The sequence below is a fragment of the Pseudomonas kulmbachensis genome, from assembly GCF_963681935.1.
GTDB lineage: Bacteria > Pseudomonadota > Gammaproteobacteria > Pseudomonadales > Pseudomonadaceae > Aquipseudomonas > Aquipseudomonas kulmbachensis.
In genome coordinates this window covers 5026377-5039869 of the sequence record NZ_OY817088.1, presented here as the reverse complement: position 1 = coordinate 5039869, position 13493 = coordinate 5026377, and the positions used below count along the sequence as shown (strand labels likewise).

Sequence of the window (13493 nt, the reverse complement as noted above, 5' to 3'; positions counted from 1 at the left end):
AACTCAAATGACCCAGCGGCGGCTACAGGACAGCGAACGTGCCTTGTGCTTTTGCGACCAGTTTGTCGCCCTGCAACACCTCTGCTTCGACGACCAGAGTGCGTCGCCCCGGGTGAATGACCTTGGCGATGCATAGCACATCGCCTTCAGACATCGCGCGGATGTAGTTGATTTTGCACTCGATGGTCACGCTCTGCTGATCAAAACCATGAGCGCTGGAGCACGCCAGCCCCATGCTGATATCCACCAGGCTGAACAACACGCCACCGTGCAGCTTGCCGCCCCGGTTGCGCAGTTGCGGCTCCAGGCTCAGCGCCACATGCGCCACGCCGTCTTCCAGCGACTGCACGCGGCAACCGATCAACTCGCTGAAAGCGCTTTGGGTCAGACCATCCGGGAGCGCCATTAGCGTTTCTTCAGCTGTTTAGCGTTGGCAAACAGCGAGGCCATCGCATTATTGCTCGGCGCTGCGGCAACCGTTTCCTTGCGTGGTGCTGTGTTTTGCTGGCGCGGGGCGGAACCCGGGCGTGCACCGCGAGCACCGTCGATTTTTTCGCCGGGGGTGTCGCTCATGCGCATCGACAGGCCTACGCGTTTGCGCGGGATGTCGATTTCCATGACCTTGACCTTGACCACGTCACCGGCTTTCACGGCTTCACGCGGGTCCTTGATGAACTTCTCGGACAAGGCCGAGATGTGCACCAGACCGTCCTGATGCACGCCGATATCGACGAAAGCACCAAAGTTGGTCACGTTGGTCACCACACCTTCCAGAATCATCCCCAGTTGCAGGTCCTTGAGGTCTTCGACGCCTTCCTGGAACTCGGCGGTCTTGAACTCAGGACGCGGGTCGCGGCCTGGTTTTTCCAGCTCTTGCAGAATGTCGGTGACCGTCGGCAGGCCGAAGGTTTCGTCGGTGAACTTCTTCGGATCAAGGCGCTTGAGGAAGCTGGCGTCGCCGATCAGCGAGCGAATGTCACGCTCGGTATCCGAAGCAATGCGCTTGACCAGCGGGTAGGCCTCGGGGTGAACCGCCGAGCTGTCCAATGGGTTGTCGCCATTCATGACGCGCAAGAAACCTGCCGCTTGCTCGAAGGTTTTTTCGCCCAGGCGGCTGACTTTTTTCAACGCCGCACGGGTTTTGAACGCGCCGTTTTCGTCGCGATGGCTGACGATATTTTGTGCCAGCGTGGCATTAAGGCCCGAAATACGTGCCAGCAGCGCCACGGAGGCGGTGTTCACATCCACGCCCACGGCGTTTACACAGTCTTCAACCACAGCGTCCAGGCCGCGAGCCAGCTTGAGCTGGGACACGTCGTGCTGGTACTGGCCGACACCGATGGACTTTGGATCGATTTTCACCAGTTCTGCCAGTGGATCTTGCAGGCGGCGGGCAATCGACACTGCGCCACGGATCGAAACGTCCAGATCCGGGAATTCCTTGGCCGCCAGTTCCGAGGCCGAGTACACCGAAGCGCCAGCTTCAGAGACCATCACCTTGGTGACTTTCAAGGCCGGGTATTTCTTCATCAGATCGATGACCAGCTTGTCGCTTTCGCGGCTGGCAGTACCGTTGCCGATGGCAATCAGCTCCACCGAGTGCTTGGCGCACAGGGCGGCCATGACCGAGATGGTCTGGTCCCATTTGTTGTGCGGCACGTGGGGGTACACGGTGGCGTATTCCAGCAGCTTGCCGGTGGCATCGACCACGGCAATTTTGCAGCCGGTACGCAGGCCCGGGTCCAGACCCAGGGTGGCGCGCGGGCCAGCAGGTGCAGCCAGCAGCAGGTCGTGCAGGTTGTGGGCGAATACGTTGATCGCTTCGGTTTCGGCACCGTCGCGCAGCTCACCCAGCAAGTCGGTTTCGAGGTGGGTATAGAGCTTGACCTTCCAGGTCCAGCGCACCACTTCGCCCAACCATTTGTCCGCCGGGCGATTTTGATTTTCCAGGCCGAAGCGCTGGGCAATCATCATCTCGCCGGGGTGCAGTGTGCCGGGCAATTCTTCACCGACTTTGAGCGACGAGCTGAGGATACCTTCGTTGCGGCCCCGGAAAATCGCCAGAGCACGGTGCGACGGCATGCTTTTGAGCGGCTCGTCGTGTTCGAAGTAGTCGCGGAACTTGGCGCCTTCCTCTTCTTTGCCAGCAATCACGCGGGCGCTGAGGATGGCTTCGTGCTTGAGGAAGCTGCGCAGTTTATCCAACAAGCTGGCGTCTTCTGCAAAGCGCTCCATGAGGATGTACTTGGCGCCATCGAGGGCTGCCTTGACGTCTGCCACACCTTTTTCAGTGTCGACAAAACGGGCCGCTTCGGTTTCGGGATTGAGTGTCGGGTCGTTGAACAGGCCATCTGCCAGTTCGCCCAGGCCTGCTTCCAGGGCGATCTGGCCCTTGGTGCGGCGCTTTTGCTTGTACGGCAGGTACAAGTCTTCGAGGCGGGTTTTGGTCTCGGCGAGTTTGATGTCGCGGGCCAGTTCCGGGGTCAGCTTGCCTTGTTCTTCGATGCTGGCGAGGATGCTCAGACGCCGTTCGTCGAGTTCGCGCAGATAGCGCAGGCGTTCTTCCAGATGACGTAATTGGGTGTCATCCAGGCTGCCGGTCACTTCCTTGCGGTAGCGAGAGATGAAGGGCACGGTGGAGCCTTCATCCAGAAGAGCGACGGCCGCTTCGACCTGCTGCGGGCGCACGCCAAGTTCTTCGGCGATGCGGCTGTTGATGCTGTCCATAAAACCACCTGACAAATTGTGATGCAGGCTCGCAGGCCCGGGCTTGAAGGCTTGCGAGGCTGGTTGAGCGGCCCGGAGGGCGCCGCTACCTGGGCCAAAAGGGCAGCCTGTTGACCCGTGAAATCAGCAAATTACGGCAGGCGCTGAAAAAATAAATCCTGCCACAACCTTTGAAAATTCGAGGTTGCCTGACACAAAAGGCGGCGCATTATAACCAGCGTTCCCGGATTCAGGGCACTGCGCGCTACGGCCTCATTGACGGGTCTGCTGTTTATGCAGGAAAAATCTGCTAACAATGCACACCATGCGTATCACAGCGGCTAAGCCATAATGCGCGCCGAGATCACAGGAGCATCTAATGAGCAGCATTGCACAAACGGCTGAAGGCGAAAAAATTCTCATCGTTGATGACGATCCTGGGCTGAGCAGCCTGCTGGAACGTTTCTTCGTCAGCAAGGGCTATCGCGCCCGTGCTGTGCCGAACGTCGAGCAAATGGATCGTTTGCTGGCTCGTGAGGTATTTAACCTGGTGGTACTGGATTTGATGCTGCCTGGCGAAGACGGCTTGTCAGCCTGCCGCCGTCTGCGTGCAGCAGGCAACCGGGTGCCAATCATCATGCTGACCGCCAAGGGCGACGAGCTGAGCCGTATCAAGGGCCTGGAACTGGGCGCCGACGATTACCTGGCCAAACCGTTCAACCCCGATGAGCTGATGGCGCGGGTGCGTGCCGTGCTGCGCCGCCAAGCGGCTCCGGTGCCGGGTGCGCCGGGCAGCGAAGACGAAAGCGTGACGTTCGGTGATTACGAGCTGTCCCTGGCGACTCGCGAGCTTAAGCGTGGCGATGAAGTTCACATGCTCACCACGGGTGAGTTTGCAGTGCTTAAAGCCCTGGTCATGCATGCTCGTGAACCATTGACTCGCGACAAGCTGATGAACCTGGCCCGTGGTCGTGAGTGGGATGCGCTGGAGCGTTCAATCGACGTCCAGATTTCCCGTTTGCGTCGCATGATCGAGCCGGACCCGTCCAAACCGCGTTATATCCAGACCGTCTGGGGCGTAGGTTATGTGTTCGTGCCCGATGGTAACGCGACCAAGTAATCGCTCATTTGTAGGAGCGAGCCATGCAGGTGCCCTTCGGGGACCTGATCGGCTCGCGATACTTTTTTTGCGGGTCTCAGGGCTCGTTCCTGCAAAGTGTAAAAGCGGCTGTCTATGAAAACCCCTCTCTGGTTTCCCCAAAGTTTTTTCTCGCGCACTCTCTGGCTCGTCCTGATTGTCGTTCTGTTTTCCAAGGCCCTGACGCTGGTTTATCTGCTCATGAACGAGGACGTATTGGTCGATCGCCAATACAGCCACGGTGTGGCACTGACCCTGCGCGCCTATTGGGCCGCTGATGAAGAAAACCGTAACAAGATTATCGATGCCGTCGATCTGGTGCGTGTCGTGGGCGGCGGTGTGCCCGAGGGTGAGCAACACTGGCCCTACAGTGAAATCTACCAACGTCAGATGCAGGCTGAGCTTGGGCCTGATACCGAAGTTCGCTTGCGGATGCACACGTCTCCTGCGCTGTGGGTGCGTGCCCCGAGCCTGGGTGAAGGCTGGCTGAAAGTGCCGTTATACCCGCACCCGCTTCGCGGGCAGAAAATCTGGAATGTGCTGGGTTGGTTCCTGGCGATTGGCTTGCTATCCACTGCATCGGCCTGGATTTTCGTCAGCCAGCTCAATCAGCCGCTCAAGCGTCTGGTGTATGCGGCACGTCAGCTGGGGCAGGGGCGCAGTGTGCGCTTGCCCATTAGTGACACGCCCAGCGAAATGACCGAGGTCTACAGTGCCTTCAATCAAATGGCTGAAGACGTCGAGCAGGCAGGCCGTGAGCGTGAGCTGATGCTTGCGGGCGTGTCCCATGACCTGCGGACCCCGCTGACCCGTTTGCGTCTGTCTCTGGAGCTGATGGGCAACCACAGCGATCTTTCGGACGATATGGTGCGTGACATCGAAGACATGGATGCGATCCTCGATCAGTTCCTGGCCTTCATCCGTGATGGACGTGATGAGCCGGTCGAAGAAGTTGACCTGTGTGAATTGATCCGCGAAGTCGTGGCGCCCTACAACCAGAACGGTGAGCAGGTTCGCTTGCGTTTGCAGCCGATCCAGCCGTTTGCGTTGCGCCGGGTATCGATGAAACGCCTGCTCAACAACCTGATCGGCAATGCTCTGCACCATGCGGGCGAAGACGTTGAGGTTGCGGCTTATGTGTCCGGAGACGTCAGCGCGCCGTACGTGGTACTGAGCGTGATGGACAGGGGGGCGGGGATTGACCCTTCGGAGCTTGAAGATATCTTCAATCCGTTTATTCGCGGCGACCGTGCCCGTGGCGGTAAAGGTACGGGCCTGGGCCTGGCGATCGTCAAGCGGATTGCCTCCATGCATGGCGGCAATGTCGAATTGCGCAACCGCAGCGGCGGCGGGCTGGAAGCTCGTGTACGCCTGCCGCTGGGGCTGATGTTGCCAAGAGGGGCGGTCTAAGCTTGGGAATCTGCGTAGCAGCTGCCGAAGGAACGAGGCTGCGTTCGTCGACGCAGTCGACGTAAAACCTGAGTGTACGGTTTGCCTGTAAGACCGCACATTCAGGTTTTACGATCGCTGCGCAATCGGACGCAGCCTTCGGCAGCTGCTACAGGGTCGATCAGCCCTTGCCCTTGGTCCGCGTCATATGCGGGCTGCTGTTTTTCTCCAGATGCTGAATGATGATCCCGGCCACATCCTTGCCTGTGGTGGTTTCAATGCCTTCCAGCCCAGGTGAAGAGTTGACCTCCAGCACCAGCGGGCCGTGGTTGGAGCGCAAGATATCGACCCCTGCCACGCTCAGTCCCATGACCTTGGCCGCACGAATGGCGGTCATGCGCTCTTCCGGTGTAATTTTGATCAGGCTGGCGCTGCCGCCACGGTGCAGGTTGGAACGGAACTCGCCCGGTTTGGCCTGACGTTTCATGGCCGCGATCACCTTGTCCCCGACCACGAAACAACGAATATCGGCACCGCCGGCTTCCTTGATGTATTCCTGCACCATGATGTTTTGCTTGAGCCCCATAAAGGCCTCAATCACCGACTCTGCGGCGGTGGCGGTTTCACACAGCACCACGCCAATACCCTGGGTGCCTTCCAGCACTTTGATCACCAGCGGCGCGCCGTTGACCATTTCGATCAGGTCGGGAATATCATCCGGAGAGTGGGCAAAGCCGGTCACCGGCAAACCCAGGCCACGCCGCGACAGCAGTTGCAGCGAGCGCAGTTTGTCCCGCGAACGGGCAATCGCCACCGATTCGTTGAGCGGGAAAACCCCCATCATTTCAAACTGGCGCAGTACCGCGCAGCCGTAGAATGTAACCGACGCACCAATGCGCGGAATCACCGCATCGAAGCCTTCCAGCGGCTTGCCGCGATAGTGAATCTGCGGCTTATGACTGGCAATGTTCATATAGGCGCGCAGGGTATCGATCACTACCATTTCATGGCCTCGTTCGGTACCGGCTTCAACCAGACGACGAGTGGAATACAGACGCGGGTTACGCGACAGCACAGCGATCTTCATGCAACACCTGTGGCAGAGGTAGTAGTGACCGGGAACACCGGCTTGTCTTGAACATATTTATGTTCAGGATTGACGACCAGTTGGCCGTCAATCAGGGCTTTTGAGCCCAGCAATAAGCGGTAACGCATCGATTTGCGGCAGGCGAGGGTGAATTCGACCTGCCAGACCCGGTCACCCAGCGCCAGGCCGGTGCGGATCACATAGCGAACCTGGGTGTGGCCGTTGGAGCTTTTGATGGTTTTAATGGCCACCAAGGGAGCTTCACAGCGGCGATGACGCAGTTGTACCAGTGTGCCCAAATGGGCATTGAAACGTACCCACTCGACTCCGTCGCGCACAAATGGCTCGATTTCGGAGGCGTGCAAGCTGGAGGTACTGGCACCGGTGTCGATTTTCGCCCGCAGGCCCGCGACTCCCAAATCGGGAAGCGCCACCCACTCGCGCAGACCGACAACGGTCAAGTGATCAAAAGTCTTCAATATAAGTAACCAGCGATTAACGTATTCAGGCCGCAGGAGGAACCCTGCAGGTAAAACAATCGGCGATGCCGATTTGGCAGTCTACAAACGGTATTCACGCAGAATATCCGGCAAATGGCGACAGTTATCTGCGTGTACGCTGTTCAGCAGGCAGGCATTCTATCGGGCCGATTGCTTCAGTTGTTCATCGCAAGTAGTAGTACAGTTCTGACTATTTCAGTGAAGAGGAATTCCAGTGGCACAAAAGCAGGAAGAGGACGACAAGGTTCGCCTGGACAAGTGGCTCTGGGCAGCGCGTTTTTACAAAACCCGTGCGTTGGCCAAAGCGGCCATTGAAAGCGGCAAGGTGCATTGCCGTGGCGAGCGCTGCAAACCGAGCAAAGAGCCCCGCTTGGGTGATGAACTGCAAATACGTGTAGGCCTTGAAGAACGCACTGTGGAAGTCAAAGCGCTGTCAGTCGTGCGCCGTGGCGCGCCGGAAGCTCAATTACTCTACGCCGAAACCGAACAAAGCATCGCCAAGCGCGAGAAAGCAGCTGCCATGCGCAAATCCGGGGCCATGGGCATCAGTACCGATGGCAAGCCGACCAAGAAACAAAGGCGCCAACTGCACCAGTTTCATGATGCCAGTGGTGCCGAGTGAGCTGATCAATACTCACAAACCGTACGTCGAGTCCGCGAGTGCATAACTTGTAATAGTCCATGCATGGCGCCATATAGGGTCATCAGACCTGCACGACATTGAAAGACTCGTACACATTTTGTCACCAATTCAGAACTCTATTCTTATGTCCGACTTACTCAAAACCGATTCCACACAACGTTTTATGTTCGACACCAGCGATGCTCGCGGCGAACTGGCCTCGCTGGAGCACAGCTACGCTGATGTGTTGGCCAAGCACGCCTATCCGCAGCCGGTCCAGCAGTTGTTGGGCGAGTTGATGGCTGCCGCTGCGTTGCTGGTAGGCAACCAGAAAATCGATGGTTTGCTGAGCCTGCAGGCACGTTCCGAAGGCCCGGTGCCCCTGTTGATGATCGAATGCACCAGCGACCGTGAAATACGCGGCCTGGCTCGTTTTGACGCTGACAGCATTGCCCCGGACGCCACTCTGGCTGACCTGCTGCCTAACGGCGTACTGGCCATTACCATTGATCCTACAGTTGGCAAACGCTATCAGGGCATTGTGGATCTGAACGGCGAAACGCTGGCTGACTGCTTCACCAACTACTTCGTGATGTCTGAGCAAGTGCCGACCCGCTTTTGGCTTGTCGCCGATGGCAAGCGTGCTCGTGGCATGTTCTTGCAGCAGTTGCCTGCTGATGTGGTCAAGGATGAAGAAGAGCGTGTCGACAGCTGGGACAAGTTGCTGATGCTGGGCGATACGCTCAAGGCTGAAGAGTTGCTGGGGTTGGACAACGAAACCATCCTGCATCGCCTGTATCACGAAGAAACAGTGCGCTTGTTTGATAACCAGGTCATTGAATTCAAGTGCAGCTGTTCGCGTGAGCGTTCAGGTAATGCATTGACCAGTCTGGGGCATGAAGATGCGCTGGCTTTGGTTACCGAACATGGCGGCCATATCGAAATTGACTGTCAATTTTGTAACGAGCGCTACCTGTTTGATGCCGCTGATGTCGATCAATTGTTCGCTGGCGCGGGTGTTAAATCACCTTCAGGCACTCAGCACTAAAACGATTCAGCTTAGGTAAAACGCCTGTCAAAACCCGTTCTTGCGCGGTTCTGACAGGTGGGCCCTACTCTTTTTGGGGTTTTCTGGCATAATCCGGCCCACTTTTTTCGCGGTAGTAGTGCAAACTTTTCTACTACAAAACGTTTGGCGCAATCGGCCAATGGCCGACGGGGAACCTCATGACGCAAGCTAATAACGCCGTGTACACCGATCTGAGCATCGACGATCTGGTCAAAGAAGCCCTGAGCCGTGGTGAGGGCGAGCTTGCCGACAATGGCGCACTGGTTGTCAAAACCGGCCATCGTACCGGCCGTTCACCAGCTGACCGCTTCATTGTTGAAGAGCCGACCACTCAGGACGCAATCGCCTGGGGCCCGATCAACCGCAAGTTCCCGGCCGACAAGTTCGATGCACTGTGGGACCGCGTTGCGGCTTATCTGGGTGAGCGTGAGCGTTTTGTTTCTCACGTGCATGTAGGTTCAGATCCGGCGCACTACCTGCCCGTCAAAATGACCACCGAAACTGCTTGGCACAACCTGTTTGGCCGTTGCCTGTTCATCAACCCTGAACAGTACAACCCAGCGGGCAAAGACGAGTGGCAAGTGATCAACGCACCGAACTTCGTGTGCGAGCCAGAGCGTGATGGCACCAACTCCGACGGTTGCGTGATCATCAACTTTGCAGCCAAAAAAGTACTGATCGCGGGCATGCGTTATGCCGGCGAGATGAAAAAAGCCCTGTTCTCGGTTCAGAACTTCCTGCTGCCAGCAGTCGACGTTCTGCCGATGCACTGCGCTGCCAACATGGGCGAAGAGGGCGACGTTACCCTGTTCTTCGGCCTGTCCGGCACGGGTAAAACCACTCTGTCGGCTGACGAAAGCCGTTACCTGATCGGTGACGACGAACACGGCTGGGGCGTAGGCGTTGTGTTCAACATCGAAGGCGGTTGCTATGCCAAGTGCATCGACCTGTCCGAGAAGAACGAGCCGGTTATCTGGAAAGCCATCCAGCACGGCGCCGTGTTGGAGAACGTTGTTCTCGACGAGAACAAAAAACCAGACTACGCAGACGACAGCCTGACTCAGAACAGCCGCGCCGCTTACCCGCGTGAACTGATCGAAAAACGCGCTCCGCTGAACCTCGGTGGTGAGCCTAACGCTGTGATCTTCCTGACTTGCGACCTGACTGGCGTGTTGCCACCTGTTTCGATCCTCAGCGAAGAACAAGCGGCCTACCACTTCCTGTCTGGCTACACCGCGCTGGTGGGTTCGACTGAAATGGGTTCGGGCAGCGGCATCAAGTCGACTTTTTCCACCTGCTTCGGCGCACCGTTCTTCCCGCGCCCAGCTGGCGAATACGCAGAGCTGCTGATCAAGCGCATCCGCGGCTTCGGCTCCAAGGTGTACCTGGTTAACACCGGCTGGACCGGCGGTGGCTACGGCGTTGGCAAGCGTTTCAACATCCCGACTACGCGTGGCGTGATTGCAGCGATCCAGAGCGGTGCTCTGATCGGCGCAGCAACCGAGCACCTGGACACCATCAACCTCGACGTACCATTGACCGTACCGGGTGTTGACACAGTACTACTCAACCCACGTAACACTTGGGAAGACAAAGCTGCCTACGACGAAGCTGCCAAGGCATTGGCTGGCCTGTTCGTTGAGAACTTCAAGAAGTTCGACGTCAGCGACGCGATCAAGGCTGCTGGCCCGAAGGCGTAAGCATTCGGTCAGTGTGTTGATCCACGAAAAAGCCGCCTGAAAAGGCGGCTTTTTTGTGCCTGGAATTTAGCCTTCCAGAGCTTGGGTATCCCACTGTCGGGCTTGGATAGCCTCATACAGCATGCCAATGGTCAGCGGCACTTTGCCCTCGCGGCCCTTGGCCTTGCGCTTGAGGTGCGGGTCATTACCGGCTGGCTGGAAGTAACGGTAGGCGTCGTAATCAGTCAGCTCAAGGCCGAAGTGCTCCTCCAGGGTTTCCATCAGATGCTGGGCATCGCTGCCGTTGCAGCCCAGGTCGAGGTTGATCGAGGTCTTCAGGCTTACGGCCTTGTGTTCCGGCAGGCCGATTTCTTCATGCAGCACCTGCATCAGCTCGCGTAGGGCAGGGGTGTCCGGGAGGTCAGAGGCGAGTTTCATGGTTGTGTATCCGGAGATTTAGGTTGTTTGATTGTGCTTTTGGAGATACTTTTAAAAGCACTAATTAAAGTGCTGCTTTAGATGCTTGTTCAGCTTCGTTCGGATGGCTTACAGGCTTCGCAGATGAGTCATTCCTTATACACAGGCATGAGGCCATATCATGACATTCGCCATGCTCGCTAAAGTTGCTGCTTCAGTGACAGATCTGAAAAAAGACCCCATGGGCACATATCGTGAAAGTGGCGGTGACCCAATGGTCATTCTCAATCGTAATGAACCCGCTTTTTATATCCTTTCGCCAGAGCGCTATGAGTTGCTGCTGGAGATGATTGACGACGTCGAATTGGCAAGACTGGTCAATGAGCGGCGCGGTAATCCTACAGTCAAGGTCGATATTGATGAGCTCATCGCAACTGCCGAAAAAAGCTGAAACGCAGGCAGATGCAATCAAGACCTATAGCCTTGAGTTCGAACTTGAAGCAAGAAAGGAGCTGGCAAAGCTGGATAAGACGCTCCAGATACAGTTGTTGAAGAAGCTTAAATCGCGTCTGTTATTCCCTGAAGTGCCTTCAGCCAGGCTCCGCAATATGCCTAACTGTTACAAGATCAAGCTGCGCGCCAGCGGGGTAAGGCTGGTGTATGAAGTGATTGATAAACGCTTGATAGTTTTGGTCCTTGGCGTAGGTCGGCGGGACGACGATGCTGCTTACGTAACGGCCAAGAAGCGTCTTCACTAGAGACCTCCGGTGATTTCATGACACACCTGTATCATCCCCTCTCAATTTGCCCCCGACCTTTTCTCGATCAGCTGCAACCCCCGCGTTAGAGTTTTGCGCTTTGCAGTGGTCAATGGAGTGACAGTGATGCACAACACCCTGGAACAGGTTTTCGGTTACCCACAGTTTCGTGCCGGGCAAGAAGCGGCGATCAGTGCTGTTCTGGCTGGGCGTTCGGCGGCGGCGATTTTTCCGACGGGTTCGGGCAAGTCGTTGTGTTACCAACTGCCGGCCCTGTTATTGCCGCACCTGACACTGGTGGTCTCGCCCCTGTTAGCCCTGATGCAAGATCAGTTGGCGTTTTTGCAACGCCACGGGATTGCGGCGGCCAGCATTGATTCGGCGCAAAGCCGTGATGACGCAAGTGCAGTCATGGCTCGGGCGAAAACGGGTGAGTTGAAGATTTTGATGATCTCGGTTGAGCGCCTCAAGAACGAACGTTTTCGTAACTTCTTGCAGCAGGTGCCGATTTCGTTGCTGGTGGTGGATGAAGCGCACTGTATTTCCGAGTGGGGGCACAATTTTCGCCCGGACTACCTGAAGCTCCCGGACTACCAGCGTCAGTTCAATATCCCGCAGGCCTTGCTGCTTACGGCTACAGCTACGCCCAATGTAATCGCGGATATGCAGGCCAAATTCGCGATTGCCGAGGCGGATGTCATTACCACCGGTTTCTATCGCGCCAACCTCAACTTATGGGTTGAGCCGGTCAGCGGCGCGACCAAGCGCGAGCGCCTGGTGCAGTGGATGGGCCAGCGCATTGGCCAGCCCAGCATCGTGTACGTCACGCTGCAAAGGACCGCTGAGCAGATCGCTCAGCACCTCAACCAGCACGGGATCAGTGCCAACGCCTATCACGCCGGTTTGCCCCACGATCAACGTGAGGGCATTCAGCGCCAGTTTATGAGCGGGCAGTTGAATTGCATCGTCGCCACCATTGCCTTTGGGATGGGCATTGATAAAAGCGACATCCGCAACGTGGTGCATTTTGACTTGCCCAAGTCGATTGAAAACTACAGCCAGGAAATCGGCCGCGCCGGGCGTGATGGTCAGCCGTCCGAATGTCTGGTGCTGGCCAACCGCGACAGCCTCAACGTGCTGGAAAACTTTGTGTACGGCGATACGCCCGAGCTGCAAGGCATTCGCTGCGTGCTTGATGAACTGCGTGGGGCGATACCTGAAGGGCAGTGGGAGTTCATGCTTCTGCCGTTGTCTGATCAGAGCAATATTCGTCAGTTACCGCTCAAAACCTTGTTGGTGCAACTGGAGCTGCGTGGCCTGATTGCTCCGCGCTATGCCTATTTTGCGGAGTATCGCTTCAAGTTTTTGATCGAGCCCGAAGTGCTGCTGGCCAGGTTCGAGGGTGAGCGCCAGCAGTTCGTCTCGGCCATCATCCAGACTTCCAGCCGTGCCAGAACCTGGGCCACGGTGAATTTCGACGCGTTGTACAGCCAGCATCAGGCCGACCGCAATCGGGTGGTCAAAGCGCTGGATTACTTTCAGGAGAAGGGCTGGATCGAACTTGAAAGCAAGCAGATGACTGAGGTCTACAGCCTATTGGTGAGCGATTTTGATGCCCAGGCGCTGAGCCAGGAGTTGCATGCTTACTTCACTGCCCACGAGCGTGGCGAGATTGTGCGTATTCACGCGATGCTGGCGTTGTTCGCCAGTGAAACTTGCCTGAGCTATCGGCTGGCGCAGTACTTTGGCGACGAACAGGCACCGCAGCATTGCGGGCATTGTTCGGTGTGCGCAGGGCAGGTAGCTCACTTGCCGGAGCCGCCTGCACTGTCGCCGCTTGTGGATAAGAACTTCGAAGCGTTATGTGGCGCTTTTATCCACAGGCATCAGGAATACACGGGAAGTTATCCCCCGGCAGAACGCCTGACCCGTTTTTTATGCGGGATCAGTGTGCCGATGTTCACCAAGATGAAAGCGCGCGCCATTGCGGGGTTTGCGGCATTGGAAAACTACCCCTATGCCCAGGTGCGGGAATGGGCCGCGAAGGAAATGCTTTCCTTGTAGAGACGTTGTTGCCGGCCAAGGTATTCCCAGTGGGAACGAGCCTGCTCGCGAACGGGCTTCGCGA

At 57.0% G+C, this 13493-nt stretch carries 13 protein-coding genes; 8 read left to right on the top strand and 5 right to left on the bottom strand.

Going from position 1 to position 13493, the window contains the following annotated elements:
• Positions 1-22 precede the first annotated feature (22 nt).
• Positions 23-406 carry a PaaI family thioesterase gene (locus U5A05_RS22975; RefSeq protein ID WP_321834993.1) on the bottom strand — a complete coding sequence of 128 codons (384 nt, stop codon included), beginning with the start codon at positions 404-406 and terminating at the stop codon, positions 23-25.
• Positions 406-2727 carry a Tex family protein gene (locus U5A05_RS22970; protein WP_261740121.1) on the bottom strand — a complete coding sequence of 774 codons (2322 nt, stop codon included), beginning with the start codon at positions 2725-2727 and terminating at the stop codon, positions 406-408. Before U5A05_RS22970 ends, U5A05_RS22975 begins: the two co-directional genes overlap by 1 nt.
• Positions 2728-3085: 358 nt before the next feature.
• Here U5A05_RS22970 and ompR point away from each other — a divergent pair, with 358 nt between their 5' ends.
• Positions 3086-3826 (top strand): osmolarity response regulator transcription factor OmpR, encoded by a 741-nt coding sequence (ompR, locus tag U5A05_RS22965; RefSeq protein ID WP_261740120.1) that lies wholly within the window; start codon positions 3086-3088, stop codon positions 3824-3826.
• 114 nt (positions 3827-3940) lie between these two features.
• On the top strand, positions 3941-5254 hold the full coding sequence (locus tag U5A05_RS22960; protein ID WP_261740119.1) for an ATP-binding protein: 1314 nt from the start codon (positions 3941-3943) through the stop codon (positions 5252-5254).
• 160 nt (positions 5255-5414) lie between these two features.
• Here U5A05_RS22960 and rimK read toward each other — a convergent pair whose 3' ends face one another.
• Together rimK and rimB are read right to left on the bottom strand one after the other, a co-directional pair.
• Positions 5415-6320, bottom strand: a complete 906-nt coding sequence (rimK, locus tag U5A05_RS22955) for a 30S ribosomal protein S6--L-glutamate ligase (protein ID WP_016783140.1) — start codon at positions 6318-6320, stop codon at positions 5415-5417.
• Positions 6317-6799: a retropepsin-like aspartic endopeptidase RimB gene (gene rimB, locus U5A05_RS22950; protein WP_261740118.1), complete on the bottom strand. Its 483-nt coding sequence runs from the start codon at positions 6797-6799 to the stop codon at positions 6317-6319. The genes rimK and rimB overlap by 4 nt, the downstream gene beginning before the upstream one ends.
• A gap of 235 nt (positions 6800-7034) precedes the next feature.
• On the opposite strand from rimB, the gene U5A05_RS22945 reads away from it, so the two are divergent.
• The 3 genes from U5A05_RS22945 (at position 7035) to U5A05_RS22935 (ending at position 10211) form a co-directional block, all read left to right on the top strand.
• Positions 7035-7442: an RNA-binding S4 domain-containing protein gene (locus U5A05_RS22945; RefSeq protein WP_321834989.1), complete on the top strand. Its 408-nt coding sequence runs from the start codon at positions 7035-7037 to the stop codon at positions 7440-7442.
• 145 nt (positions 7443-7587) lie between these two features.
• Positions 7588-8490, top strand: a complete 903-nt coding sequence (hslO, locus tag U5A05_RS22940) for an Hsp33 family molecular chaperone HslO (RefSeq protein WP_261740116.1) — start codon at positions 7588-7590, stop codon at positions 8488-8490.
• 179 nt (positions 8491-8669) lie between these two features.
• On the top strand, positions 8670-10211 hold the full coding sequence (locus U5A05_RS22935; RefSeq protein WP_261740115.1) for a phosphoenolpyruvate carboxykinase: 1542 nt from the start codon (positions 8670-8672) through the stop codon (positions 10209-10211).
• A 66-nt stretch (positions 10212-10277) separates the two neighbouring features.
• Here the strand turns inward: U5A05_RS22935 and U5A05_RS22930 are convergent, their stop codons facing one another.
• The gene (locus tag U5A05_RS22930) at positions 10278-10628 is read right to left on the bottom strand and encodes a DUF1493 family protein (RefSeq protein WP_261740114.1); all 351 of its coding nucleotides are present in this window, start codon (positions 10626-10628) and stop codon (positions 10278-10280) included.
• 160 nt (positions 10629-10788) lie between these two features.
• On the opposite strand from U5A05_RS22930, the gene U5A05_RS22925 reads away from it, so the two are divergent.
• From U5A05_RS22925 to U5A05_RS22915, 3 genes are all read left to right on the top strand, one after another.
• Entirely contained in the window at positions 10789-11058 is a 270-nt protein-coding gene (locus U5A05_RS22925) for a type II toxin-antitoxin system Phd/YefM family antitoxin (protein WP_321834985.1), read from the top strand.
• Positions 11027-11365 carry a type II toxin-antitoxin system RelE family toxin gene (locus U5A05_RS22920; RefSeq protein ID WP_321834983.1) on the top strand — a complete coding sequence of 113 codons (339 nt, stop codon included), beginning with the start codon at positions 11027-11029 and terminating at the stop codon, positions 11363-11365. Before U5A05_RS22925 ends, U5A05_RS22920 begins: the two co-directional genes overlap by 32 nt.
• A 126-nt stretch (positions 11366-11491) precedes the next feature.
• Positions 11492-13429 carry a RecQ family ATP-dependent DNA helicase gene (locus U5A05_RS22915; protein WP_321834981.1) on the top strand — a complete coding sequence of 646 codons (1938 nt, stop codon included), beginning with the start codon at positions 11492-11494 and terminating at the stop codon, positions 13427-13429.
• Positions 13430-13493 lie beyond the last annotated feature (64 nt).